This is a genomic window from Rhizobium chutanense (assembly GCF_002531935.1).
In the GTDB taxonomy this organism is placed as follows: domain Bacteria; phylum Pseudomonadota; class Alphaproteobacteria; order Rhizobiales; family Rhizobiaceae; genus Rhizobium; species Rhizobium chutanense.
The window spans coordinates 214,269-239,276 of the sequence record NZ_NWSV01000008.1 but is presented as its reverse complement, the minus strand read 5'-3'; the positions used below and the strand labels follow the sequence as shown (position 1 = coordinate 239,276).

The 25,008-nt window shown below is 59.3% G+C and carries 29 protein-coding genes; 18 read left to right on the top strand and 11 right to left on the bottom strand.

Annotated elements, in window-relative coordinates; translation table 11 throughout:
* Positions 1 to 3 precede the first annotated feature (3 nt).
* Positions 4 to 270 carry a hypothetical protein gene (locus CO666_RS15790; protein ID WP_085737553.1) on the top strand — a complete coding sequence of 89 codons (267 nt, stop codon included), beginning with the start codon at positions 4 to 6 and terminating at the stop codon, positions 268 to 270.
* A 4-nt stretch (positions 271 to 274) separates the two neighbouring features.
* On the opposite strand, the gene arsC is transcribed toward CO666_RS15790, so the two are convergent.
* The 5 genes from arsC to CO666_RS15765 are packed head-to-tail and all read right to left on the bottom strand — an operon-like array spanning position 275 to position 2,730.
* Positions 275 to 703 (bottom strand): arsenate reductase (glutaredoxin), encoded by a 429-nt coding sequence (gene arsC, locus CO666_RS15785; RefSeq protein ID WP_097613029.1) that lies wholly within the window; start codon positions 701 to 703, stop codon positions 275 to 277.
* Positions 700 to 1,407 (bottom strand): aquaporin, encoded by a 708-nt coding sequence (locus CO666_RS15780; protein WP_097613028.1) that lies wholly within the window; start codon positions 1,405 to 1,407, stop codon positions 700 to 702. Before CO666_RS15780 ends, arsC begins: the two co-directional genes overlap by 4 nt.
* Positions 1,404 to 1,847 carry an arsenic resistance N-acetyltransferase ArsN2 gene (gene arsN2, locus CO666_RS15775; protein WP_097613027.1) on the bottom strand — a complete coding sequence of 148 codons (444 nt, stop codon included), beginning with the start codon at positions 1,845 to 1,847 and terminating at the stop codon, positions 1,404 to 1,406. The genes CO666_RS15780 and arsN2 overlap by 4 nt, the downstream gene beginning before the upstream one ends.
* On the bottom strand, positions 1,847 to 2,377 hold the full coding sequence (locus tag CO666_RS15770; protein WP_097613026.1) for an arsenate reductase ArsC: 531 nt from the start codon (positions 2,375 to 2,377) through the stop codon (positions 1,847 to 1,849). Before CO666_RS15770 ends, arsN2 begins: the two co-directional genes overlap by 1 nt.
* Positions 2,374 to 2,730 (bottom strand): ArsR/SmtB family transcription factor, encoded by a 357-nt coding sequence (locus CO666_RS15765; RefSeq protein ID WP_097613025.1) that lies wholly within the window; start codon positions 2,728 to 2,730, stop codon positions 2,374 to 2,376. Before CO666_RS15765 ends, CO666_RS15770 begins: the two co-directional genes overlap by 4 nt.
* 42 nt (positions 2,731 to 2,772) lie before the next feature.
* Here CO666_RS15765 and CO666_RS15760 point away from each other — a divergent pair, with 42 nt between their 5' ends.
* From CO666_RS15760 to CO666_RS15740, 5 genes are all read left to right on the top strand, one after another.
* Positions 2,773 to 3,294 carry a DUF6428 family protein gene (locus tag CO666_RS15760; RefSeq protein WP_097613024.1) on the top strand — a complete coding sequence of 174 codons (522 nt, stop codon included), beginning with the start codon at positions 2,773 to 2,775 and terminating at the stop codon, positions 3,292 to 3,294.
* Between the two features lie 125 nt (positions 3,295 to 3,419).
* Positions 3,420 to 3,923 carry a DinB family protein gene (locus CO666_RS15755; protein ID WP_097613023.1) on the top strand — a complete coding sequence of 168 codons (504 nt, stop codon included), beginning with the start codon at positions 3,420 to 3,422 and terminating at the stop codon, positions 3,921 to 3,923.
* Positions 3,924 to 3,941: 18 nt separating this feature from the next.
* Positions 3,942 to 4,556, top strand: coding sequence for a TetR/AcrR family transcriptional regulator (locus CO666_RS15750; protein ID WP_097613022.1), 615 nt, complete (start codon positions 3,942 to 3,944; stop codon positions 4,554 to 4,556).
* A 350-nt stretch (positions 4,557 to 4,906) separates the two neighbouring features.
* Positions 4,907 to 5,737 carry a response regulator gene (locus tag CO666_RS15745; RefSeq protein ID WP_097613021.1) on the top strand — a complete coding sequence of 277 codons (831 nt, stop codon included), beginning with the start codon at positions 4,907 to 4,909 and terminating at the stop codon, positions 5,735 to 5,737.
* A gap of 183 nt (positions 5,738 to 5,920) precedes the next feature.
* Positions 5,921 to 7,252: a diguanylate cyclase gene (locus CO666_RS15740; RefSeq protein WP_097613020.1), complete on the top strand. Its 1,332-nt coding sequence runs from the start codon at positions 5,921 to 5,923 to the stop codon at positions 7,250 to 7,252.
* A 55-nt stretch (positions 7,253 to 7,307) separates the two neighbouring features.
* Here CO666_RS15740 and CO666_RS15735 read toward each other — a convergent pair whose 3' ends face one another.
* The gene (locus CO666_RS15735) at positions 7,308 to 8,330 is read right to left on the bottom strand and encodes a GlxA family transcriptional regulator (protein ID WP_097613019.1); all 1,023 of its coding nucleotides are present in this window, start codon (positions 8,328 to 8,330) and stop codon (positions 7,308 to 7,310) included.
* A 293-nt stretch (positions 8,331 to 8,623) separates the two neighbouring features.
* On the bottom strand, positions 8,624 to 8,824 hold the full coding sequence (locus tag CO666_RS15730) for a hypothetical protein (RefSeq protein ID WP_097613018.1): 201 nt from the start codon (positions 8,822 to 8,824) through the stop codon (positions 8,624 to 8,626).
* Positions 8,825 to 9,146: 322 nt separating this feature from the next.
* Here CO666_RS15730 and CO666_RS15725 point away from each other — a divergent pair, with 322 nt between their 5' ends.
* The 4 genes from CO666_RS15725 to CO666_RS15710 all read left to right on the top strand — a co-directional run bounded on the left by CO666_RS15725 (position 9,147) and on the right by CO666_RS15710 (position 10,441).
* On the top strand, positions 9,147 to 9,641 hold the full coding sequence (locus CO666_RS15725; protein ID WP_097613017.1) for a histidine kinase: 495 nt from the start codon (positions 9,147 to 9,149) through the stop codon (positions 9,639 to 9,641).
* 85 nt (positions 9,642 to 9,726) lie between these two features.
* Positions 9,727 to 9,960, top strand: a complete 234-nt coding sequence (locus CO666_RS15720; RefSeq protein WP_097613016.1) for a DUF2171 domain-containing protein — start codon at positions 9,727 to 9,729, stop codon at positions 9,958 to 9,960.
* A 52-nt stretch (positions 9,961 to 10,012) separates the two neighbouring features.
* The gene (locus tag CO666_RS15715) at positions 10,013 to 10,216 is read left to right on the top strand and encodes a hypervirulence associated TUDOR domain-containing protein (protein ID WP_097613015.1); all 204 of its coding nucleotides are present in this window, start codon (positions 10,013 to 10,015) and stop codon (positions 10,214 to 10,216) included.
* 39 nt (positions 10,217 to 10,255) lie between these two features.
* Positions 10,256 to 10,441, top strand: coding sequence for a DUF3008 family protein (locus CO666_RS15710; RefSeq protein ID WP_097613014.1), 186 nt, complete (start codon positions 10,256 to 10,258; stop codon positions 10,439 to 10,441).
* A gap of 36 nt (positions 10,442 to 10,477) precedes the next feature.
* Here the strand turns inward: CO666_RS15710 and CO666_RS15705 are convergent, their stop codons facing one another.
* A complete protein-coding gene (locus tag CO666_RS15705; protein ID WP_097613013.1) occupies positions 10,478 to 11,197 on the bottom strand; it encodes an MgtC/SapB family protein in 720 nt (239 codons plus the stop codon).
* A 234-nt stretch (positions 11,198 to 11,431) separates the two neighbouring features.
* Between CO666_RS15705 and greA the strand changes: the two genes are divergently transcribed.
* Positions 11,432 to 11,914, top strand: coding sequence for a transcription elongation factor GreA (greA, locus tag CO666_RS15700; protein ID WP_097613055.1), 483 nt, complete (start codon positions 11,432 to 11,434; stop codon positions 11,912 to 11,914).
* Positions 11,915 to 12,046: 132 nt separating this feature from the next.
* A complete protein-coding gene (locus CO666_RS15695) occupies positions 12,047 to 12,406 on the top strand; it encodes a hypothetical protein (protein ID WP_097613012.1) in 360 nt (119 codons plus the stop codon).
* A 69-nt stretch (positions 12,407 to 12,475) separates the two neighbouring features.
* Here CO666_RS15695 and CO666_RS15690 read toward each other — a convergent pair whose 3' ends face one another.
* Complete coding sequence (locus CO666_RS15690) at positions 12,476 to 13,369, bottom strand: LysR family transcriptional regulator ArgP (RefSeq protein ID WP_097613011.1); 894 nt, start codon at positions 13,367 to 13,369, stop codon at positions 12,476 to 12,478.
* A 101-nt stretch (positions 13,370 to 13,470) separates the two neighbouring features.
* Here CO666_RS15690 and CO666_RS15685 point away from each other — a divergent pair, with 101 nt between their 5' ends.
* The 3 genes from CO666_RS15685 to CO666_RS15675 all read left to right on the top strand — a co-directional run bounded on the left by CO666_RS15685 (position 13,471) and on the right by CO666_RS15675 (position 15,550).
* Positions 13,471 to 14,079, top strand: a complete 609-nt coding sequence (locus CO666_RS15685; RefSeq protein WP_097613010.1) for a LysE/ArgO family amino acid transporter — start codon at positions 13,471 to 13,473, stop codon at positions 14,077 to 14,079.
* A gap of 273 nt (positions 14,080 to 14,352) precedes the next feature.
* Positions 14,353 to 15,294, top strand: coding sequence for a LysR family transcriptional regulator (locus CO666_RS15680; protein ID WP_179869694.1), 942 nt, complete (start codon positions 14,353 to 14,355; stop codon positions 15,292 to 15,294).
* A 100-nt stretch (positions 15,295 to 15,394) separates the two neighbouring features.
* Positions 15,395 to 15,550, top strand: a complete 156-nt coding sequence (locus tag CO666_RS15675) for an entericidin domain-containing protein (RefSeq protein ID WP_097613008.1) — start codon at positions 15,395 to 15,397, stop codon at positions 15,548 to 15,550.
* Between the two features lie 125 nt (positions 15,551 to 15,675).
* Here the strand turns inward: CO666_RS15675 and CO666_RS15670 are convergent, their stop codons facing one another.
* On the bottom strand, positions 15,676 to 16,026 hold the full coding sequence (locus tag CO666_RS15670) for a VOC family protein (protein WP_097613007.1): 351 nt from the start codon (positions 16,024 to 16,026) through the stop codon (positions 15,676 to 15,678).
* Positions 16,027 to 16,060: 34 nt separating this feature from the next.
* Entirely contained in the window at positions 16,061 to 17,062 is a 1,002-nt protein-coding gene (locus tag CO666_RS15665) for a glycine betaine ABC transporter substrate-binding protein (protein WP_179869693.1), read from the bottom strand.
* A 613-nt stretch (positions 17,063 to 17,675) separates the two neighbouring features.
* Here CO666_RS15665 and CO666_RS15660 point away from each other — a divergent pair.
* From CO666_RS15660 to CO666_RS15625, 3 genes are all read left to right on the top strand, one after another.
* Positions 17,676 to 19,130: a cobyric acid synthase gene (locus CO666_RS15660; RefSeq protein WP_097613053.1), complete on the top strand. Its 1,455-nt coding sequence runs from the start codon at positions 17,676 to 17,678 to the stop codon at positions 19,128 to 19,130.
* Positions 19,131 to 22,738: 3,608 nt separating this feature from the next.
* Entirely contained in the window at positions 22,739 to 23,509 is a 771-nt protein-coding gene (locus CO666_RS15630) for an SDR family oxidoreductase (protein ID WP_097613002.1), read from the top strand.
* Positions 23,510 to 23,714: 205 nt separating this feature from the next.
* Complete coding sequence (locus tag CO666_RS15625) at positions 23,715 to 25,001, top strand: adenylate/guanylate cyclase domain-containing protein (RefSeq protein WP_245436793.1); 1,287 nt, start codon at positions 23,715 to 23,717, stop codon at positions 24,999 to 25,001.
* Positions 25,002 to 25,008 lie beyond the last annotated feature (7 nt).

Genomic DNA, 25,008 nt, shown 5'->3' with positions numbered 1-25,008 from the left:
CACATGATGGCAAGGTTTGCCGCCGTTCTGCTTGTCCCGCTGCTTGCCGCGCCGGCCGCGCATGCGGCATCCGTCACCAATACCGATCCAGCCGCCGTGGTGCTCGTCATCACCGAGAGCGGCCAGCGCGTCGAAGTCGTGGTCGATGCCGGCGCGTCGGAAAGCCTCTGCGCCTCCGGCTGCTTCATGACGACGCCCGACGGCGACCGCATCGGGCTCGACGGCGGTGAGACGATCGACATCGTCAAGGGCTCGGCCGTCGTCAAGTAGGCGATCAGACGATCCGCTTGCCGTCGGCGTCGAGCACCTTCTCGCCGTCTTCCTTGGTGAAAGCGCCCTTGTGGGTTTCCGGCAGGATATCGAGCACGACTTCGGAAGGCCGAGCAAGGCGCGCGCCGATCGGCGTGATGACGAACGGACGATTGATCAGGATCGGGTCTTTCAGCATCGCATCCAGCAATTGCTCGTCGGTAAGATCGCGGTTGTCGAGGCCGAGCTCCGCATAGGGCGTGCCCTTTTCGCGGATCGCCTCGCGAACGCTTAAACCCGCATCCGCAATCATCTTGACGAGCTGCTCGCGCGACGGCGGGTTTTTCAGGTATTCGATCACGTTGGGCTCAATGCCGGTGTTCCGGATCATCGCCAGCGTGTTGCGCGAGGTGCCGCATTCCGGGTTGTGATAGATCGTAACAGCTGTTGTCATGAGGCGGATTCCGTCTTGGTGAGGGTTTCAGGATTGCGGGATTCCATCAGCAGCCATCCCGTAAGCATCAGTGCCAGCAACGCGCCGAGGACTTCAGCAACGATAAAACCGGGTAGATCGATCGGGCGAATGCCGGAAAACGTGTGTGTCAGCGATCGGGCAATTGCGACCGCCGGATTGGCAAACGACGTGGAAGCGGTGAACCAGTAGGCGGCGGTAACATAAAGGCCGACCAGCCATGCGACGGCATCGGCGCGAAACCGGATGCCGGCGAAGATGACGAAGACGAGGCCGAAGGTTGCAGCCACTTCCGAGAGCCATTGCGAGCTGCCGGTGCGCACGGTTTCCGAGGCCTGCAGCAAGGGAAGGGCGAACATGGCATGGGCGAGGATCGTGCCGGCGATGCCGCCGACGATTTGCGCGGCGGTATAGGCGGGAACGGCGGAGACCGGCAATTCTCGCCGAAGTGCAAAAACCAGAGACACCACCGGATTGAAATGCGCGCCGGAAATCGGCCCCAAGATGGTGATGAGGACGACAAGCATCGCCCCCGTTGCGAGCGTGTTGCCGAGCAGCGCAAGCGCCGTATCACTCGTCAGGTTATCCGCCATGATTCCCGATCCGACGACGGTTGCCACCAGCAACAGCGTACCCAGGGCTTCGGCGGCAAGTCGTCGAGACAACGGAAACACTGGCGCGCTCATGCCGACAGGCTCCGGACCATCAAGGCGGCGGATGCCGGACATAGGCTTGCGGCCTGACGCGTCGTCAGGATGGCGCTGGGCGCTTCATCGCGGGCGATCGGGAGAAAGCCGAGCGATTGAAAGAAGGGCGCGGCCGTTTCCGTCAACACATAGGCGGCAGCCGCACCTTTCTCATGGGCCTGATCGAGCAAGGCAAGGGTGATCGCACGGCCGAAGCCAAGGCCTTGCTGATCGGGCAGCACGACAATGGAACGCAGGAGCACGGCCTCGCCATAGAGTTCCAGCCCGCCGAAGCCGATTGTCTGGCCGCCACGCGAAAACCGGTAGAAGCTTCGGCCGGCGTCTGTGAGGTCATCGAGCGGAAGCCCGGCGCCTGCGAGCGCACCGCGAAGACTGTCGTCGCGCCCCTCCAAGACCTGCTGGTTAAAATCGAAGCCCATCAGCCGGCCGCCGTCGGTTTTGCAGTCGTGCCTTCCATGGCGCCGATCTGGTGGAGGTGCTGCTCCAGCGCCAGTTTGTCGATCGACGACAAGGGCAGGCTGAGGAACGCCATGATCCGGTTCTTGAGGAAGCGGGCGGCCTGTGCGAAGGCGCGGCCCTTGTCGACCTCACTGCCGTCGACGGCGGCCGGATCCTCGACGCCCCAATGGGCGGTCATCGGGTGGCCGATCCAGACCGGGCAGGCTTCACCATGGGCGGTGTCGCAGACGGTGAAGATGAAGTCCATCTCCGGTGCGCCAGGCGTGGAGAACTCATCCCAGCTCTTCGAGCGGAAGCCGCTCGTGGGATAACCCAGTGCCGCAAGCTCCTTCAGCGCGAGGGGATTGACCGCTCCCTTCGGCTGGCTGCCGGCCGAATAGGCCTTGAACCGACCCTTGCCTTCGGTCTCCAGGATGGATTCGGCCAGGATCGAGCGGGAAGAATTGGCGGTGCAGAGAAAGAGCACATTGTAAACGCGGTCTGTGGTCATTGCAGTTCCCCCTTGGTTGCAGGTGTACAGCATGCGGCAACGGCGGCAGACGGAGCGCAGATCTCCCGGTTTCCGCCACAGCAATCCTCCATCAGAAAACGGATCAGGCCGCCGAGGGCCTCGTAATTGGCAGTGTAGATGATCGAGCGGGATTCCCGCTGCTGGGCAATCAGACCGGCGCGCTCAAGTTCCTTCAGGTGAAAGGAGACATTGGACGGCGAGACCTCGGCTTTTTCAGCAATTGCGCCGGCCGCCATGCCGTCCGGTCCGGAGACGACGAGCATGCGGACGATGTGCAGGCGCGTTTCCTGCGAAAGCGCGCCGAAGGCGGCGAGGGCTTGACGTTGATCCATATTTCAATAATCCTTGAAGCATTGAAACGAGGATTAGCTGATATGAACGTCATGGACAACAGCAAAATTCAGGAAGACGACATCGATCTCGGTCTGCTGCTCAGCGTGCTTGCCGGCGCCAAGGATTCTCCCCTGATTTTCTATTATGACGGCCAGCCGGTGAAACCGGGCTATCATGTCACCGAGGTCAAAGCTGGCCAATTCTCGGCGTTGGATTGCGGCGCCAATCCCGAGGCATGGATGGAGATCTTCATCCAGCTGTGGGATATCGAGGAGGGCGACCGCACGCATATGCCGGCCGGCAAGTTCTATTCCATCATCCGCAAGGTAACGGAGCACGTGCAACTCGACGGTTCGGCCAAATTGACCTTCGAAGTCAGCGACGGCGTGCGGCCGATGCAGCTCTATTGTGCCGCGACACCGGTTCTCAGCGCCGGCGCCGTACATGTCGAGCTGTCACCGCGACCGGCAAGCTGCAAGCCACGCGACCGCTGGCTGGCGGAGGAAAACAAGACAGCCGCCGCTTGCTGCGGTCCGGCGGCAAAGAGCGGCTGCTGCGCGTGATACGAACCCAGATGCAGAGTGGTGGCTGGATCTTTCTGGAAAGCCGTTGACTGACCGCCAGTCAGTCAATTAAATGGAGGTTGTCGGCGTGATGCCGTCGCCCCCGTTTGCGCCCGGAGATCGCCATGAGCGCGCAGACCCTGTTGAACTCCCTGTTCCGATACAAAGCCAGCGTCGACGACGAGCTTCTCGAGGCCCTGAACGTGCTCGGCGACGAGGCACGATCCGATAATTTTCGTTCAGCCCTTCGCGTGCTCAATCACGCTCATCTCGTCGATCGCATCTTCGCCGCCAACCTGCAGCGGCTGGATCATTCCTATACGGCGAGCTGGAGCAGCGAAGCGCCGCCTTTGGCGCAGCTGTCGGCCGATATCCGCGATACCGACCGTTGGTACATCGACTACACCTCGCGTATAAGCCTTCAGGACATGGAGGAGGTCGTCGACTTCACCTTTACCGATGGTGGGCGCGGGCGCATGTCTCGCGAAGAGATGCTGGCCCATGTGGTGACGCATAGCGGTTATCATCGCGGGGAAGTCGGTCGCCTGTTGCCCGATGTCGAGAGCACAGCAATGCGCGACGTGTTTGCCGGCTACCTGCACAGGACCGATCCCACGCGCCGTCAGTGAAAGGGATAAATCCTGCCGATGCTGGCCAATCCTGTTTCAAAACCGAGAACCAAGCCCCCCGGAGAGCGGCGCGACGAGCTGATGACCGCGGCCGAGCGGCTGTTTCTGGAAAAGGGTGTGGAGCAGACCACGATCGAGGAGATCACGACGGGGGCGGGGGTCGCCAAGGGCACCTTCTATCTGCATTTTTCCTCGAAGGCCGATGTTCTTCAGGCGCTGCGAAGCCGCTTCGTGCAGGCTGTGCTGGATGGCATCGTCGCGACCGTCGGGAGATGCAGGCAAGAGGACTGGCGCGGCAAGCTCGCCGCCTGGTCGACGGCATGCGCCACGGGTTATCTCGATGCGGCCGGGCTGCATCATCTCGCTTTCGTGGCGGCGCCCCCCGCAACAAGGGAAGGGCTTTCGCGCAACATCCTGATCGACCATCTGAGTGAACTCATCGCCGACGGGGCGGGCGAGGGCGCCTGGTCGGCCGACGATCCCGGCTTTACGGCGGTGTTCCTGTTCAACGCTCTGCACGGCATCGTCAATCAACCCGGCATTGCCGAGACGCCCTCGGCCCGCGCCGGTTTGCTGGGCGCGATCGAGGCGCATTTCCTGCGTGCGCTGGGTTTGTGGTCAGGCATTGATTGAGGGCCGTACCGTGCACCCGGGCAGGTCGTGTTGAAAGGCCTGGCATCGACAGCGAAAGCCTCGCAAGCGGCAACGAAATCGGCTTTGGAAAGTAAGGCGGAAATCCTGTCGCAAGTCCGTCCAACCAGTAGAGACCCAATATTATAGGGGGAACAACCTGCGACACGGAAAATCGACGCCGAAGCGGTGCGGTTCTTCGCGCCTGATTTCTTAATCATATCTGCAAGAATTCGCAGACGGCTCCGTCGGGCCGCTTCTTCGTGTCATATCCAGGCAGCTGATTAATAATTATTCAAATCAATTGATGTACCAATTTGATCCGGGGACAGATTTTACATCAAAGGTTTGCTATGGCGTTTCTAGGTATTTCGGGGATGCAATATTCCGGGGAAATGTTTGCCGGCGCGCGCATTATTGTCGCGGAAGATTCCAACGTATTCACCTCGATGATCAGCAAACGCCTGAAGGAGCTGTTCGACATTGATGTCGAGATCTGCCGCAGCTTCGAGGATCTGCAGTTTTCCTACGACAAGTCTTCCGACCCGATTACGCTGGCGATTTCGAATATCAACCTGCCCGGCGCCGAAAACGGCGAAGCGCTCGAATATCTGGTCGATCTCTCCATACCCACCATCGTCTTTACCGGCACCTTCCATGAAGGCATGCGCGACAAGCTGATGGCCAAGGACATCGTCGACTATATCCTCAAGGACAATATCTTCGCCGTCGACCTTCTGGCGGAATCGATCTGCCGGTTCCTGACCAATCATCGCCACCACGTGCTGATCGTCGACGACAGTGCGACGGCGCGCGCGCTGCTGTCGAGCCGGCTGAAACGCTATAATTTCCGAGTCAGCACCGCCGAGAACGGCGCCAAGGCGCTGGAGATTCTGAAGGCCAACCGCGATATCGGCCTGATGATCACCGACTACAATATGCCAGATATCGACGGCTTCGAGCTAACCCGGCGAATCCGCTCCAATATCGGGTCGCACGAACTGCGCATCATCGGCGTTTCCTCTTCCTCCAACCGGCTGCTTTCGGCGCGGTTCCTGAAGGCCGGCGGCAATGATTTCATGCTGCGTCCCTTCATCGACGAGGAGTTCTACTGCCGCGTCAACCAGAACCTCGATACGCTCTTGCAAATCCAGTCGATGCGCAAGGAGCGGGCGGTTGCCTGACGATCCTTCCAGTATCGGGATCGCCAGAGCGGGGATAACGGTCGCAGGCCGTTGTCGGATTTTTGCAATTGCAAGTAACGCCGTTATTTGTGCCCTTCACGCGCGCAGGCCTCTCGGTTATCGTCCGCCGCGCCGGGAGGAGGGCCGAGTCGAGGCCACCGGACGCATGGGAGAATAGCGGCTGTGGCTTTTCAAGCGGATTTTCAGCGAGATGGCATTGGGCTGCGTTCTGGTGGGCTCAAAATACTTCTGGTTGAAGATTCCCGCATGTTTTCCGCCGTGCTCTGCCATCGGTTCCAGACGGAGCTCGGGCTGGCGGTCAAATCCTGCTCATCGCTGAAGGCTCTTCGCGAGGAACTGGCCGAGGATGGTCACGGCTACACCATGGCCGTCGTCGATCTCAACCTGCCGGACTCGCCTTATGGCGAAGCGCTCGACTGCACGATCGAGCACGATATCCCGGCGATCGTCTTCACTGCGACATTCGATCTCAACACGCGCAACAGGATCATGGAGCGCAATGTCATCGACTACGTGCTGAAGGACAATGAATTTGCGCTCGACAATCTGGTCGCTACCGTTCGCCGCGCGATTTCCAACCGCAAGACGCGCGTGCTCGTGGTCGATGATGTCGTCTCCGTTCGCCAGGTGCTCGTCGATCTGCTGAAGGCGCAGCAATATCTCGTCATCGAGGCAAATTCCGGGCTTGAGGCACTGGCCGCGCTCGAAGCCTACAGCGATATCGAACTCGTCGTCACCGACCACCATATGCCGGATATGAGCGGCTACGAGCTGACGCGGCGCATCCGCCATCGTTTCGGTTCGGACAGGCTGCGCGTCATCGGCGTTTCCTCCTCCAGCGACCGCATGCTTTCCGCGAGTTTCCTCAAGGCCGGCGCCAGCGATTTCATCTACCGGCCCTTCGTTGCCGAGGAGCTGCAATGCCGCATCGCCAACAATGCCGAAACGCTGGCACAGATGCGTCAGTTGAGGGCGGCAGCGGCCTGCGACTATCTCACAGGTCTCTATAACCGCCGCTATTTCTACGACAACGGCCCGAAGCTGGTGAACGAGTGTCTGCGGCTGAAAGTACCGAGCTCCGTCGCCATTCTCGATATCGATCATTTCAAGCGGCTGAACGACACTTATGGCCATGAGATCGGCGACAAGGTGCTGAAGGCTGTCGCAAACAGGCTGTTCACGATCTTCGACGGCAGCGACAACCTTCTCTCGCGCCTCGGCGGCGAAGAATTCGCCATCCTCTTCCCGCAGATGGATTCGGCTGCCGCGACCAACCTCTGCGACGAGATCCGCTCGGATATTTCACGGCTGAAGGTCACTGCCGACGACGAGGACCTCGGCGTAACGATTTCGATCGGCATCGCCGAGATCGAGGGTTACGAAACCTTCGAAAATTACCTCAACGCCGCCGACCAGTTCCTCTACATGGCCAAACACAGGGGCCGCAATCAGGTCTATTCAGACGCCAGGATGAGCGAAGAGGCGGCGCAGTAGAGCCGTTCGGGCGAGCCGCCGCCCTTTTCAGGCGGCGGTCTCTTTCTTCAAACTCTCAGGCCGCGACTGCCTGTTGACGCGCGGTCGCCATGGTCGTCTTGCGCTCGGCGCGTTCCTGCTGCGGCGAGCGGTGGTAGAGTTCGCGATAACACTTGGAGAAATGCGAGGCCGAGACGAAGCCGCAGGCGACCGCGACTTCGACGACGGGCATCGAGGATTGCACCAGCAGGTGGCGCGCACGATCGAGGCGGATTTCCAGATAATAACGGGCCGGCGAGCGGCCCATCTCCTGGCGGAACAGCCGCTCGATCTGGCGGCGCGAGAGGCCGGCACCGTCGGCGATCTCGATCAGCGACAGCGGCTCGGCGAGATTGCCTTCCATCAGCTCGATGATCGACAGCACTTTGGCGTTCTGCACGCCGAGGCGGGCGCGCAGCGGCAGGCGCTGGCGGTCGTGCGGGTTGCGCACGCGGTCGGTCAGGTGCTGCTCACAGATGCGGTTGACGAGGCTCTCGCCGAAATCTTCACCGACAAGGTTCAGCATCATGTCGAGCGAGGCGGTGCCCCCGGCGCAGGTGTAGAGATTGCCGTCGATCTCGTAGAGGTCGGCATAGACCTCGGCCTGCGGGAAGGCTTCCGAAAAGCCCGGCAGGTTTTCCCAGTGGATGGCGCAGCGCTTGCCGTTCAGGAGACCGGCCTGGGCCAGCACATGCGCACCCGTACAGAGGCTGCCGACGGCAACGCCGCGATTGTAGGATTCACGCAGCCAGGCATTGACCGATTTGTTGTTGAACTGCTCGACATCGATGCCCGAACAGACGAGCAGCATGCCCGGCCGGTTTTCGCCGCCGAGATGGCGCCGTTCCTCGGCGAGCGAGGAATTGGCCTCGACGCCGATGCCGCAGGAGGAATAGACCTTCTCCCCGTCGAGGGAGGCAAGCCGCCAGGTATAGGCCTGGTAGCCGAGCATGCGATTGGCGATGCGCAAAGTGTCCACGGCCGCCGAAAAGGGCAGCATGGTGAATTGCGGTACCATAAAGAAGACCAGTGAACGCTTCTTGATCTGCATCCTGTTCATAGCGAAATCCATGCTCGAGGGGCGATGCATATTGGTTGCGCGGAATGCGTCGCGCTGATGTCCTAAAAACGACACTGGCATGGAAAAATGCGGCCGGGAAGAGCAAATATGCGACATTGACCACGATTTGACTGGTCAAGCTGCCGGAATGGTCGCGGATGGAACAGAGCACAGGCTGATGGAGGACGGAAATTCAGGTTTGAAAACCGTTTGGAATGGACGGTCGAGCCACGAAAAAGGCGGCGCTGCTGATGCAGACGCCGCCCTCATCCTGGGAAGCAATGTCGCATTCGTTATACGGTCCGGTGTTTGTTGTCGTCCGTGCTCGGCCAGCCGATGTCCTTGCGGATATCGAAGGGCATGGCTTCGATTTCACGGGCGGTCTGCCAGCGCGTCCAGGCAAGCACGAGCCTGCGGGCATAATGTGCCAGATCGAAATGGCCGTGGCCGGAGGTGAGGGTCTTGCCACCACCCCGATAGGTGAGCGTGGTCATTTTCCGGTTCCTTTCTTGGGTCGGGGACATGGTCGTCGATGGGAGGTTCGTCCATGTCCATGATCCTAATATGGGCCTCGGGAACTCATCATTCAAACGAATAGAGTTTATGGATAACATCAACGATATTGAATGATCGACGTGCGCCCGGCGGCTGTCAGCCGTCATGCCCCACCGGCGTCGGCTCCTCGAGATTCGCCTTCGAGAATTCGCCCCGTCCGCATGCTCCGACATTTTCGATCGCTCTTTAACGATCGTGCGTGAGCGATCTTAACGACTGTCGGCTAAAGTCGCATCATCGCAATCAAACGTCGAGTTTTCCATGTACAGAACTTTCGCCTACGCCCTTATCGTCGCTTCCATCCCGGCCTTCGCAGACGCTGCCACGATGAAGTTTCCAAGCGATGCGCCGGTTGCGAGCATCACCATCCCGGACAGCTGGCAACCCGAAGAGACGGAAACCGGTGTCCAGGCAACGTCGTCGGACTCGGCGATCTACTTCTCCGTTGATGTGGCTGACTCCAAGTCGATGGATAAGGTCACCTCCGATGCCATCGACTTTCTCGCAAAGAGCGGGGTGACGGTCGACGTCAAAACCCAGAAGGAGACGCCGGTGACCGAAGTGAACGGCCTCCAAATGACGACGTTGGACTGGGATGGCAAGGATGCGGACGGCCCGGTGAGCGTTGGCATGGCATTCGTATCGAGCACCGGCGAGAAAGCTCTTGTTGTTACCTACTGGGGAACGAAAGGCGATGAGGACAAGCACGATGCTGAAATTACCGACATGATGATGTCGATCAAGATGACCGAATAGGAAACAAACGAGGTCGTGGGACCGGGGGAACCTTGTCCGCTCCACGTCGTTGCCGTCTTGTACAGACAACGCAAAGGAGCAAACGATGATTTCCTCAGATCAGATCCGTGAACATATGGAAGTTCTGACGGCCGACGGCACGCATGTCGGAACGGTGGATCATCTCGACGGTCCAACCCGCATCAAGCTGACGAAGACCGACTCGGAGGACGGCAAGCACCACCTGATCCCGCTCGACTGGGTGGATCATGTCGACGCGCATGTTCACCTGTCGAAGAATGCCAGGGACGTCCGCAGCCAATGGGCCACCATCAATTGACAAGGAGTTGGCTGCGGCTTTTGCCGCAGCCTCCTCGTCATAGGGAGGCCCTATGTCAAAGCAATTGAAGAAGGGCGATGCGGTGAGCTGGGATACCAGCCAGGGAAAGACCGCGGGCAGGGTGATCAGGAAGCAGAGCAGCCCGACGAAGATTAAGGGTCATAAGGTGAAGGCGTCGGCGTCGGAGCCGCAATATATCGTCGAGAGCGACAAGTCTGGAAAGCGCGCCGCACACAGGCCTGACGAACTCAGCTAGCTTTGAAGCGACGATCGGCTCTCGCAATAGGAGATCGATATGCCAGCCAAATCCAAGGCCCAGCAGAAGGCGGCCGGTGCCGCACTTTCGGCCAAACGCGGAGAGACGCCCAAGACGGAGCTCAAGGGCGCTTCGAAGCAGATGGAGGAATCCATGAGCGAGAAGCAACTCGAGGAATTCGCTTCGACCAAAAGAACGGGTAAACCGGAGCACGTCTCCAAGTAGGTCGGAGAATAGGGGCCGCGATGGCCGCCGTCGGGTTCACGTCGTTGTGGAATGCATCGAGAAATTCGCGATTTCGTGCACGTCGGAGACGGCGACGAGGATTGCGCGTGCGGATGCGTCGGGATCTTTTGCCAGCCAGCGCAATTCGAACGTCACCCCGATGCGGCCATCCTCGGTCCGTCCCAGCGAAACGAACAATGCGCTGCATTCAAGAGATCCCAGCACATCCGACAGGTCGGGAATATCGGCAGTCGAGCCGTAGATGACGAGCGTCGCTTTGCGTTCGCAGCGCAGCCAGGTGTCCAGGTGTTTCAGCGGCGACAGCACGATGAAGGCGACCACGGTCGCCGCCGTCCCGGTGACGATCTGGCCGCCGCCGAAGCAGAGGCCGACGACGGTCATGAACCATAGGGTCGCCGCCGTCGTGACGCCGGTCATCATGTCGCCGCGCCTGAGGATCGCTCCGCCGCCGATGAAGCCGACGCCGGTCAGGACGCCGAGGGGAAAGCGCAACACGTCCATCTGGGTGAAAAAACTCAGCGTTTTTCCATAGGTCGATAGAAGGAGGTTCGCCTGGACCATCGCAATGCAGGCGGCAAGCGCCACCAGGATCGTGGTCCTGAAGCCGGCGGCGTGGCCGCCGCGCTCGCGATCGAGGCCGATGAGGCCGCCGGCAATCACCGTCAGCACGATCCGCACGCCGAGATCCCACCAGCTCGGCGTCAGCGGCATGGCGTCGGTCAGGAGCGAAGGCATGTCCGGCTCCAGACTTCGTTGCGGCCTGTCCGCTGCTTGCCAGGCATTCGATCCTCCTCAGCCTCGATGCGTCCCGGGTCTAAAACGCCATGCAGCGCGAGACGTTCCGTTGTCGGCGTCGCCGCCGCCGGACCGAGATTGGCGGTTCGGCCGCAGCCGGTGTATGGTTGATTTCAAATAGGGGCGGTTTGCCCATCAGCGAGAGGCGCGCTGCGCCCAAAACGGAGTATGGAATTGGCCGTCGCCTTCACCAAGGAAGAGAGTTTCGAAACCGCTTCGGAGACCCTGTTGCCCGACCGTCCGGTTTCGCCGCATCTGAACCTTGTCACGGAAGCGGGGCTGAGGGCTCTGGAATTGCAGTTCCAGCAGGCTCGCGAGGCCTATGATGCAGCGAGTGCCATCGACGATGTGAATGAACGGCGGCGGCAGGCGGCGGGTCCCTTGCGCGACCTGCGCTACCTCAAGGAAAGGCTGCGCACTGCCCAGCTGATGGCCGACGCATCATCAACCGACGCTGTCGCTTTCGGCAGCACGGTGACCTTCCGCCGCGACGACGGGCGGGTGCAGACCTATCGGATCGTCGGCGAGGACGAAGCCGATCCCAAGGCCGGATCGATTTCCTATGTCTCGCCGGTAGCGCGGTTGCTGATGGGCAAGGAGGTCGGCGATGTGGCGGAAACGGGTGGCCAGGAGTTGGAAATCATCGCTATCGCTTAGGACGCGATACCCAAAGCGGCGACGAGTTCAGCGCTACGCCATGATTGCTATAAAAATGGTACCAAGTAGTACTTTATTTATCGGGCATTTACCATTCGTGGGTTAGGAGGTGACATTCCATCACCGAAAGTCCTGCTCATGGTCAGCGCAATTTCCAGTTCTGCATCCACCATTTTGAGTTCCGCCGCTTCAACCTCGTCGTCCAGTTCGTCGGACCAGCTTGCGTCTCTCGAGGCCCAGCTTGCCGAAAAGAAGGCAGCCCTGTCGCAAACGCAGGACGAGAAAGAGAAGGCCACGATCGAGAAATCCATCGACACGCTGGAAGCCGAGATTGCCAAGCTCGAAGCATCCGACAGCAGCCAAACCGAGGCGTCGGCGGCTTCGAAGCCGGCCGCCACGGCTCCGAAGGAACTCTCCGGCGAGAGCGAGCGTATCGGCATGAAGAATTTCGACGAAAGCAGCGAGTTCGGCAGCCGCACCGCTTACGTTTGATCGCACCGACAAATACCAAGCTTTGGGTCGAGCCGCACCCGCCCGAAGAGGGCGCGTCTGCAACAACGATCAGAGGCGGCGCTTTGCGACTGTGACGACTTCGCGCGTCAGCTCCGCCAGGCGATCGGCGGCAAGGCGGTTTATCTGCCAATACAGCGGAACATCGAGCGGCGTGTCGGGAACCAGCTCGACCAATCGTCCCGATGCCAGATGTTCGCGGGTCAGCTGGATCGGGTTCATTCCCCAGCACATGCCGGAAAGGCTTGCCTCGACGAAACTTTGCGGCGAGGGCAGCCAGTGGGTGGGGTAATCGACATCCCGCCCGAAGGTTCTGCGTATCCAGTTGCTCTGCAGCCTGTCTTTCTGATCGAAGGTGAGGGCGGGAGCGTTGCCAATTGCCTCGGCGGTCACCCCTTGCGGAAAGTAGCGGGCGACGAAGTCGGGCGTGGCGGTGGCGTGATAACGCAGGACCCCGAGCGCAAAACGCCGGCAGCCCCGGATCGGCTTTTCCAGGCTGGTGACGGCGGCCATCACCCGCCCGCGCTGCAGCCACTCGGCGGTATGATCCTGGTCGTCGACGGCGATATTCAGCAGATAGGAAGAGGTCTTGGCGAAATTCGACATGGCCTCGACGAACCAGGTCCCGAGACTGTCGGCATTGGTCGCAATCTGAAGCGTGACCCTTTGGCGTGGTTCGTCGGGATCGGCGAGAGCCGGCAGTTGCCCGAAGAGTTCCACCTCCAGCATGCCGACATTCTCCATGTGGCGGCAGAGCCTTTCTCCTTTTTCAGTCGCCGTGCATGGGGTGCCTCTGACGATCAGGACGGTGCCGAGACGCTCTTCGAGCTGCTTCACCCGTTGCGAAATCGCCGAAGGTGTCACGTTCAACGCGGCCGCAGCTCTTTCGAAGCTGCCCGTTTGGACGATGGTTGCGACGGCGCGGAGAGCGGAATAGTCGAGCATGGATTAGCTTCGCTTAACTGGGATGATCCAGATTAATTAGCCTAATTCCGCGAATGGCGATACCTCAACCACCACCAAAGTGAGGGGCGCTCGCCAAAACGATGAGTTTTTCGATTTATGTCACAGGCCTGATGATGGGCCTCAGCCTGATTGTCGCCATCGGCGCGCAGAACGCCTTCATTCTTCGCCAGGGCCTGCGCAACGAACATGTCTTCGCCGTCTGCCTCGCATGCGCGGTCTCCGATGCCGCGCTGATCGTGCTCGGCGTCACCAGCCTGCAGCAGGTCGCCAGGCTGCTGCCCTGGCTCGATCCGCTCATGCGTTATGGCGGAGCTGCCTTTCTGGCCTGGTACGGCGCCAAGAGCCTTTACTCCGCCTTGCGGTCATCCGCTGCCCTCACGGCGGCGGAGGCCACATCGGCGAGTTTCCGGCAGACGCTCATGACCTGCCTCGCGCTTACCTGGCTCAATCCGCATGTCTATCTCGATACGGTCGTGCTGCTCGGCACCATATCGACACGCTATCCCGGGCAGCAGACTTCGTTTGCCGCCGGCGCGGTGACGGGTTCCTTCCTGTTCTTCTTTTCGCTCGGATATGGCGCAACATGGCTGCGGCCGATCTTCTCGAAACCTTCGTCCTGGCGGATGCTGGAGACGCTCGTCGCTTTCACCATGTGGGTCATCGCCTTCAAACTGCTGGGCGGCATGTGACCGCCATTCGATCGTCGATCATTCGCTGCCGCGGCCGAGGTGAGGGCGCTCAATTCCATTTCGCGCTGGCAATCCGCCAAGAGATGCGACGGAAAACGCTTCAACTGCCGGATCGCATACTCATGGTTCGCATCCCGGCGCCTCTGCGACTTGAATGCGGAAAGGGCCTGTACGATATTCCAGATGCTTGATTGCGTCATGTCCGGCCTCCTTTGCTTGTTCATTGCTGCCGACACTGAAGATAGGCGGTCGATTGACATTCAATCAAACAAAATGATATGGGGTTATAAATCAGAAAAATTGAAAGATAAGACGATGAGCATTCCCTTTCGCCGTCCCATTCCGCTGCTTGACAACGATGTGCTGCGTACCTTTGTCGCCATCGCCGAGACGGGCAATTTTTCAACTGCGGCCGAAGCGGTCTTCCGCACGCCGTCGGCGGTGTCGATGCAGATCAAGAAGCTCGAGGAACAACTCGGCGCGACGCTGTTTTTGCGCGACGCCCGCTCGGTATCCCTGACGCGCCATGGCGAGATGCTGCTATCCTACGCCCGCAACATCCTGGCGCTGTCGAACGAGGCTGTGTCCCGTTTCATCATGCCCGAACTCAGCGGCGTCGTGCGGCTCGGCGCGCCGGAGGATATCGGTGAACGGCTGCTGCCGAGCATCCTGAAGAGTTTCGCCGAAAGCTATCCCGGCATCATGGTCGACGTGACCATCGACATGAGCATCGGGCTGAAGAGGCGCATCGAGGAGCAACGGCTCGACCTGGCGTTGATCAACTGTGCGACGCGGCCGTTCCCGACCGGCGGCGAGGTGGTCTACCGCGAGCGGCTGGTCTGGGCCGGCGCCCGGTGCGGTTCGGCGCATCGCCGCGATCCGCTGCCGATCTCGATCTGGGAGGACGGCTGCATCTGGCGCCAGGAGGCGCTCACCCAGCTCGAACGCAACAAGCGGCCCTATCGCGTCGCCTATCTCAGCGGCCACACGATGGCGCAGCGCGCCGCCGTGCTCTCCGATCTCGCCATCGCGCCGCTGCCGCTTTCCTATGTCAACGAGGACATGGCGCTCCTTGGCCCGAACGAGGGGCTGCCGGAACTCGGCGCCTTCGATATCCGCCTGCTGACCGCCTCGCAGATGTCGGGGCCGATCGAGACGGTGGCCGACAGTATTCGCAGCGCTTTTGCCGAAAGAGCGAAGGCGGTTGCCGCCTGAGGATGTCTTTCAACCGTTGAACCTTTTGGTCTCTTGCGCGTTATCGGCGCGAACGGCATAAGTGCCGTTCGGGGGTTGATTTCAAACAAGGATATTCGAAATGACGACAACGGCCAAAATTGCCGCAGCCTTCATGGTTCTTCTTGCTCTTTCCTCCTGCGGCAACACGATCCGCGGCATAGGAAAAGATACGGCCAACGCCGTCAACGCCACCCAGGATGCCGGCCGCTCGGTCGATCGGGCTGCAAGGAAGTGATCGGCTGACAGGCTTGCCGGCTTGATCCGGATCATGCTGACCGGATCATCTTGACCGGGTCCGGACCATCCTATCGGGTGGCCGGGGTCCGGATCGTTCTAACGAACGACCGGGTGCGGACCACCCTATCGGGTGGCCGGGGGATAAGCCTTTTCGAGGCCGCCGGATCGGCTGAGGCCGGTCCGGACGGCTTGATAGGCGGGATGCTGGCTGGAACGGGCGGTTTCCATCAGCCTGATCTGCAGACGGTCGGGCGCGGCGGCCCCCAGCCACAGTCCGAGATTTTCGAGCTTCAGCGAGTTCAGCAACCGCGACCCGGCGGCAAGATCGAGATGGCGGCGCAGGCCTTCCAGCAGATTGTCGTCCTGAGCGGCGTTTTCCATGAGCAGCGCCAAGTATGACTTATCCGCCTCCGACAGCGTGGCAAGCTTTTCCGCAACGGTATCGCGGTCGGGAAAGGGAACATTGCCAGTCATGTCGAATCGTCCGGTCGTTGATCGTATCCTGACGTTATAAGCTCGCCTTGACCTTCTCGGCTATATCGGCCGGCACCCATTTCATCCACAGACCCTCGTAATTGCGAAGGAAATAGAGCGCGGCATCCTCGTTGCTCTCGCGGTTTTCGTCCTGCCAGGCGAGCACCTGATTGATTGTCCCATTGTCCCATTTTCGGGTTTTGAGATAGGTGGTGACAGGCCCGGCGCGGCTGGCGAAGGACCTCGTCATCAATGTAAAGGCGCGTGAGACCGGGTAGGAATTGAGTTGGGGCCTGTTGCAGCCTGCAACCGCCGTACAGCGGTCCCATTCGCTCTTGTCGTGACCGACGCCGAAGCTCAGCCGCGTCATGTCGTATTTGCCGAGGATGGCGGTCGGCGCCCAGTAATAACCGAGCCAGCCGATCTTGTTGTCGAAGGCGCGGGCAATCGAGGCGTCGAGCTGTTCGGGGCTGCCGGTCTCGACCAGTTCGAAGCTCTTCTTGTCTGCGGCAAGCGCCTTGAACAGATTGGTGGTCGATATCTGGCAGCTCCAATCGGCGGGGCAATTGTAGACGGCGCCCTTCGACGCATCGTCCTCGGCCGGGAAGAGTTCGGGATGTCTCAGCGCATCTTCGACCGAACGAATGTCGGGGTGGGCGTCGGCGATGAATTTCGGGATCCACCAGCCTTCGACCGCGCCGTCGGCCAGAATCTCTGCCCCTTGCACCAGCCGGCCGCTATTGACGGCCTGATCGAGCAGGGACCGGACGGAATTGATCCAATATTCCGAGGCAACGTCGGGGATGCCTTTCTCGTTCATCGAAGCGAAGGTCGGCAGGGTGTCGCCGTCGACGATGGTAACGGAGCAGCCGTAGCCCTTTTCCAGGATGATCTTGTCGAAGTTTGCCGCGATCCCCGCCGAGGCCCATTTCATCTCGGCGATCGAAACCTTGCCGCACTCTGCGGCTTCGGCCGGCGCAATGGTAGAAAGAGCCGCGGCAAAGACGGCCGTCATCAGATACGTCTTCATCGTCATTCCCCGAATTCTTAGGCGGACGCGCGGCCGGATTTGCAATCCACCGACAAAGCTCTCCGGCGGGTCGTCGCAGGCGGTGGTCAACAATGGCGCATTTTGGCGAAGCCTACGCGTTCGCTCGCAGAAATCAACCGTCTTCTGCTCATGGTTGCGTATCTAAATAATTGAATTCGAAGAATTTATGTCAATATCCCAAAAATGGCGGCCGCGGGTCAAACGCACGCCCTTGGCGATCGTCGGCGGATCTTCGACAGAAATTTCGGCCAGAATGTCAAAAAAAGTCGAAATTAACATTTGCGTAAGCCTTCAATAACTCTCCGGTAAGAATGTGCCGTTATCAGTTGGGTCGTGGCGGCAATGACCGCTGCTTCTTCGGTTCAGGTAGTGCGTACTGGAGAAAGCGAGCTTCGCCGTGTAGGGGCGAAGACGCCTGAGTTTTCGGCAAACCGCGCAGAGCCAAGGCAATGCGCGGTTTTCGCGTTTCTGTGCTGCGCGAGAGCCAGGCGAAGTCTTGACCCGGTATAACAGCCCATTGTAGGCCTCGGGCTAGCGCATCGGCCCGAAAATCTGACCGATTTTCGGAAGCGCGATGCTCTGGGGAAAGGCGGCCACCATGGCAAGAGCGATCATGCTGCAGGGAACCGGCTCGGATGTCGGCAAGACGGTGCTGGTCGCAGGGCTCTGCCGGCTGGCGGCCAATCGCGGGCTTGCCGTGCGGCCGTTCAAGCCGCAGAACATGTCGAACAATGCCGCTGTTGCCGACGATGGCGGCGAGATCGGCCGGGCGCAGTGGCTGCAGTCGCTGGCGGCGCGCACGCCCTCCTCGGTGCATATGAACCCGGTGCTGCTGAAGCCGCAATCGGAAAACGGCAGCCAGATCATCGTGCAGGGCAGGGTGTTCGGCCAGGCCAAGGGGCGCGACTATCAGCGGTTGAAGCCGCAACTGCTCGGCGCCGTGCTCGAAAGCTTCGAGACGGTGGCCGCCGGTGCCGATCTCGTTGTCGTCGAAGGTGCGGGATCGCCGGCCGAAATCAATCTCCGGCCCGGCGATATTGCCAATATGGGTTTTGCGACGCGGGCCGGCGTGCCTGTCGTGCTCGTCGGCGATATCGACCGCGGCGGCGTCATCGCCTCGCTGGTGGGCACGCATGCGATTCTCGCCGACGAGGACCGGGCGATGATTGCCGGCTACATCATCAACAAGTTCCGCGGCGACGTCTCGCTGTTCGACGACGGCATCCGCGCCATCGAAGGTTTTACCGGCTGGCCGTGTTTCGGCGTCGTGCCATGGCTGCCGGGCGCTGGGCGCCTGCCGGCCGAAGATTCGGTCGTGCTCGAACGGCTGGCGCGGGGCGGATCCGGCGCGCTGAAGATCGCCGTGCCGGTGCTGCCGCGCATCGCCAATTTCGACGATCTCGACCCGCTGCGGACCGAGCCGGATGTCGAACTCACCTTCGTGCGATCGGGCGAGCGGCTGCCTGCCGATGCGGGCCTCATCGTCCTTCCCGGCTCGAAATCGACGATATCGGATCTTGCCGATTTCAGGGCTGAAGGCTGGGACCGCGATCTCCAGGCGCATGTCAGGCGCGGCGGCCGGGTAATCGGCATCTGCGGCGGCTACCAGATGCTCGGGCGGACCGTGCGCGATCCGCTTCGGCTCGAGGGCGGCACGCTGGAGATGCCGGGGCTTGGGCTTCTCGATGTCGAGACCGAGATGGCGCCGGAGAAAACCGTGCGCAACAGCCAGGCCCGCTCGACCGAATATGATACGCCGCTTGCCGGCTACCAGATCCACCTCGGCATCACCCACGGCCCCGATTGCGACAGGCCATCGGCGATCGTCGACGGCGCGCCCGACGGGGCGCTGTCGGCCGACGGCCGGATCATGGGCACCTATCTGCACGGGCTCTTCGGCAGCGACACCTACCGCGCCCGGCTGCTTCAAAGTTTCGGGCTTTCGAGTGAGCGGAAGAATTACCGCGAGAGCGTCGACCAGGCGTTGGACGAGGTCGCGAGCGGGCTGGAGAGGCATCTCGACCCGCGTTGGCTTGCGGGGCTGATTGGATAGAGCGGTTCCGAGGTGGGACTCGTGCGACAAAATGGCCCGAGGGCCAAAAGGCATGCGATATCACAGAGCCGTGATTTGACCGATAGTTCTCTCCGATTAAACGTGAGACCCACGCAAAACAAAATCACAGGTAGTCCTTCTGAACAAGATTTGCCTATCCACCTTTGAAATATGAATTCAACAACCGGCGTTGACGAGCGGGGGCTCGGAGTAACCAATTCTTCTGCGCGTAGGGTTGCGGCGGGATTAGTCAGAGCCGGTTGTTTTCGGAACCTTTGTCAAAGCCGAAGGTAACCGTTCCTTTACAAGAAGAAGCGAGCCCCGCGAGTCAATGAAACCCTCTCAAAAACAATCAAAGTAATAGTCGATATTCTCGTGCGAGCTAGAGCGCGTTTTTGCGCGTTGCTTTCGCTTCGCACCGGATTTTCACGCCACGACATCAACCGAGAGCGTCGCGGGTCAAAGTATCTTTTTTCAGCCTGGGCCTGACGCCGAGCGCTGCGAACAGGATACTGGCGCTCCGCCACAGGCGTCGCTGTTTGCGCGCGCAGAGCGCACACAGAACTTGTCTTCGCGGTCACGCTGGAGCTCGAGCAAAGTGCGGTGAGGGCGGATAGTGCAGATGTCCCACTTCCCCTGGATGTCAGCGGTCGCCGAAGTCAGCACCGGCTCGAGGCGGATACGCGCCTATGTGTTTTCGTCTCTCGTTGACGTGGCAGCCGAAGCGATGAAGGAGCGGTGATTTGATAAATTCGCAGCAACCGAGGTGGTCGGTATTTTCCGTCGTCTCGTCATATTGATGGAGGACCCGAGCGTGAACAGTAATTTCCTGCCTGCAAGCCCGCTTCCCCCGATCGGGCCCGTCCCCATCCTCCTGTTTCTGATCTTCCTGTTCCTAATAGGTCGAATTCTACTTCGACGAAGCACTATTAGCCTAGACAGCATTTTCGCCATTCTGATGGTCGCAGTGACTATTTCGTCTCTCGCATTATTTCGCCGGTTTCGAGCCCCTGACTATGTGTTCATCTTCCTGACTGCGCAGATTGTAATCGCTTTGATCTTCTTCCCAATCGCCTGGTGGATGGCGCGCCGCGCTAAGGTGACTGATGAGGGATTTTTTTACAGACTAAGCAAAGTCCCAGTTGAAAGGAATATAAGGAGCGCATCTGTGGCGGCCTCAGTAGTAATGACGGCCTTCCTTGTCATATATGTCTCTGATTACAGATTAACTACGCCCTGCGAAAATGCGAAGTGTTATGCGATAGACCTTTTTATAGGATCTAGGGATAGCGGCTTCTTTAATCTTTACATGGCAAATATCTTGAAGTCCTTATTCTTTATTTCGCTTTTTGTGCATCTATACCACATCTATCGCAAGACAATAAAAGATCGCGAGAATTCCTGATGCAACAAAGGAAGCTGGCAGAGTGGCATTTGATGGAGAAGCCAATAGTCGAACTCTACATCGACGAAGCACTATTGGCCGATGGGACGACGACAGGCACATGCTCGTATGTATTGGATAATCAGAGAAAATCAACCTGTGCGGCGCAATCAAGGTGTAGGTGACGATCAAAGGTAGCCACGTCGCTAAGGGACATGCTTGAAATTATATATAAGAGGAGAATTGGATGTCGCGGAATTTGATAATCCTGTATGGGATCTTCATTGGATCAATTCCGGTAATGGGTGCTGCAATATACATATTTGAACTAGGCGATACCCCAACTATTATTATAATAACTGCGTACAGCATCTTTGCATACTCTCTTGGCGGCGACCGTTTGATAAGCAATCTCCAAAAACGCAAAAATAAACGTGAGCGATAGGAAGTTAGGCTATGGAGGACAACCAAAGAAAATCGCAGATTGATCGGATCTCGAGACCGCGCTCGCATCCGTTCAGGCAGAAGCCACGCGCCGGCGTGAGGCCTTTGCCGGGGAGGTTTTGAGGGTAGGTAGTCCCTGCAGGGGGCCGCACTGAAACTCGAAGTTTGCGTTCCCAATCGCGATTCGGCTTCGTTCATGTCGGGCAGCCGGCGGTGGTGAAACCAATACGGCACGGTTCCTGCGACGATCGCCAAGATAGCAGCAGTTCTGCCTCGCAAATGCCCGAAGCGCGATCGACGGCGAAGTTGCGTAACAATATCACGGGCGTCTTGAAATAGATCTTTACTCAAGGAACGTTACAATGCCCGTAGGCAATACACACCCCATAGGCCGAGTGCGGGATTTTTTCACCGTAAAGACTCCGGACCGTAAGATACGCATAGGTAAAATAATCAAGTTCGGCCAGTGTATTTGCTCTGCAGTTCTGATTTATTCCATTTATTTTGGAGCTTACTACAACTTTAAACCATTGTCTGAACCTGGGATGTATTCCTTATATTTATTTTTTTTATATCTCACGTGGATAGCGTTGGCGATAATTTGGAGACGCTCGCTGTCTATATTTATCGGGTGTCTGCCCATATTATTCTCCTTCGTATTTTTTTATTCCGGGCTTGGCCGAAAAGTTGAAGAGCGTGGCTTTATCGAGACCCGGGCTCCTTTCACCGAATATGTGGAACGCTGCCGCAGCCGCTCCTATAGCGCTGACGGTCACAGGATTGAATTTTGCGAGATAATCCACTCCGAAAATGGAGTTCTCGCGGACATAATGCGGGATGAAGGAGGTCCGCCATGGACGCGTGAGTTCCTAGACTCCGCAATCTTCCGCTCAGCATTGGAGTTTCACGCCAAGTCATCACCCGAGAGCATGATATTCAATATTAATGAAATGGTCTCGTCTCTCTCGCAGGTCAAAGTATCTTTCGCCAGCCTGGGCAACGGATTTTATCTCGTCTCGTACGATCCCGGATACTGATTGCACTAGTTATACAGTCAATAGGATGTGATCTTCGGTAAGCGGTGTCCCGGTCGCATCTTGACCAAGATGCTTCAAGCAGTTTCGAAGTCTGTCGCGATGACGGGACGAATGCTTCCTGCAGAGACGGTCACACTTCTCACGGGTCGTTAGAACTTATGATAATTTCGTGTAACCCAAAGTTGCTTAGAATTTTGGGCCTTCAAATGGGAGTGAAATGTCGAAGCTCAACATCTACAGGGCGATATTGATTATTTGCCTTGCGGCCATCGTATATGTTTGGCCCATTGCGGCTCTTATAATCGCAGGCTGGTGGGTGACGGCCCTCATCGGTGTTTGGGCGAAGAAAGTCGACCCCTCCCATGGAGAAAGTTCACTCTCTCAGACTTTAAACAGCGACTCATTCGGAGCATTGTCAGCCTGGCTCGGTCTTTGGAATGGGTTCTACGTCTGGAAAGACCTAGATCAGGACTACCATCGCCGAAACCGCAATTGATCCCTGAAAAGCCGCTTTGGGCCGACAGAAACCTAGGCATGGATCATCCCGAGGCGTAATCCCATGGTAGGAGACCCTCAATCTGGATCTGCTTGGTCTCGACCCTGTCCTTCGGACCCCGCTGGGGAGAAGCGGGAGCCAAGCCGGACCTCCTGATGTCAGAGGATCATCTCGTTCCGCTATTGCCAAATTAGTGGACTGAGTCCATTAATTGTCGCGGCGGACTCGGTTGAGAGCGACGAAAACCATGAGCGTATTGGACAGATTTTCACTGGCGGGCCAGGTGGCGCTGGTGACCGGCGGCGGGCGTGGTCTGGGTCTTGAGATGGCACGTGCGCTTGCCGATGCCGGTGCGCATGTCATCGTCACCGGACGCACGGCGGCGACGCTGGACGATGCCGTCAGGATTATCCGGGCCGTGGGCGGGACGGCGGAGGCTGCTGTGTTCGACGTCGCCGACCGCGAGGCTCAGCGTGCTGTGATGGCCGATATCGACAAGATCCATGGTCGTCTCGATATCCTGATCAACAATGTCGGCGTCCGCGACCGGCGGCCGCTGGCCGAATTCGATGATGAGGGCATCATCGAGTTGCTGCGCACCGATCTGGCCGCGGCGATCACGCTTTCGCGCGATGCGGCCGTGCTGATGAAACGGCGCAGTTACGGCCGGCTGATCGCCGTGACCTCGATCAGCGGCCATGTCGTCATGCCAGGCGACAGCGTCTATCCGGCCGCCAAGCAGGGCCTGACCGGACTGATGCGCGCCATGGCGGTCGAATTCGGCCCGTACGGTATCACCAGCAACGCGATTGCGCCGGGCTGGTTCGCCACCGAGACGAATGCGGTCATGGCTCAGAACGAGGAATTGATGCCCTTCGTGCGCCAGCGGATCCCGGTCCAGCGCTGGGGACGCCCGGACGAGATTGCCGGCGCGGCCCTGTTCCTGGCAAGCGGCGCCGCCTCCTTCGTCAACGGCCACGTGTTGACCGTCGATGGCGGCATGACGGTCAGGATGTGAGCAGCTGGAGATCCCGTGCTGAATGACATCGCCTTGTCGAGAGGCGAGATCCCTTTTGTCGCCTGCCAAGACGCGGACTGGAGCAGTTTCGCTAACCGCCGGGGAGGCTGAGGCAATTTGTCATCCGTGACACCAGCGCTGTGTACCCTCGAATTCCGCATCCCCGCATTCGCCTGGGAGTAGTATCACGACGCGAAGCAGGCTAATGAATGGCATGTGCGACATGGCTTTTTCAGCGCCTGTCCTGCGGTTCCTGGTGCCTGGCCTCGATCGTGAAAACGGCTACTCCGGCTCTTGGCCCGATGCGGAGGTTTTAAAAATTAACGATCATATTCACTGGCTTATCGAGCAGGGAATCACCAGCGAGCACATTGGCGACCTCGTGGCCGGGCTGTGTGACCGGCTGATCGCCGAGGGATTTCCGATCTGGCGGGCAAGCATCCGAATGCCGTCCATCCATCCCATGTATCGCGGCATCGCGGCCAATTTCATCAGGGGCGGCGTCACGACCATCGAAATTGCCGAACACGGTATCGTGGGGGAGCGTCTCTTCGAGGAGACCCCGATATTCTATCTTTTGAATCGCGGCGAAAGAAGAGGGCGGTGGAGCCTGGAGAGAGGCGAGGGTCTCGGCTACAGCGAGCTTCGCGAATTCGCGCTCGGCGGGGGCACGGATCACGTGATCAGCCTTTTCGAATTCCCGAAGGAAGTTGCGCTGCGCGGGCTTGGTTTTTCGCTGACCAGCGATGCGCCCGGCGGATTTTCCGATGACCAGCTGGCTGTTATCGAAGAGCTTTTCCCGGCGCTCGGGCTGGCGGCCTACCGCGTGGCGGCATCGAAGACCGCGACGGATATCCTCGCCGTCTATACCGGCGCCAGGACGAGTGCGCGCATCCTCGCCGGTGAGACCCAACGGGGAACGGGGGGCTCCATTAATGCCGCGATCCTGCTTGCGGATCTCCGGAATTTCACGGCCCTGACCGAGGTCTATCAGCCCGAAGAGATCGTCGGCTTTCTGAACGAGCATTTCGAGCTGATCGACCGGCATGTCGAGGAAAATTCCGGCGAGATCCTGAAGTTCATGGGCGACAGCGTGCTGGCGATCTTTCCGACCGACGCCGACGATCCGCAGCAGGCCTGCCTGGCGGCACTCGCTTCGGCACGGAACCTGCTGAAGGCCAACGAGGCGCTCAATCGCGAGCGGACGGGCAATGGCGGCCCCGATATCGGCGTCGACGTCGTCTTGCATCTCGGCGAGGTTTTCTACGGAAATGTCGGCGCCCATGGCAGGCTCGATTTCACGGTGATCGGCAGAGCGGTCAACGAGGCCTCGCGGCTAGAAAAGCTCTGCGGCACGCTCGATCAACCCCTCTTGATGTCGGAGAGCTTCGCGACGACCTGTGCGGCGCCTTGCCAATATCTCGGATCGTTCGAACTGCGCGGAGTTTCGAAGCGGGCTGATGTTTTCAGGATTGCCGACGCTGCTGAATAATTCAAAG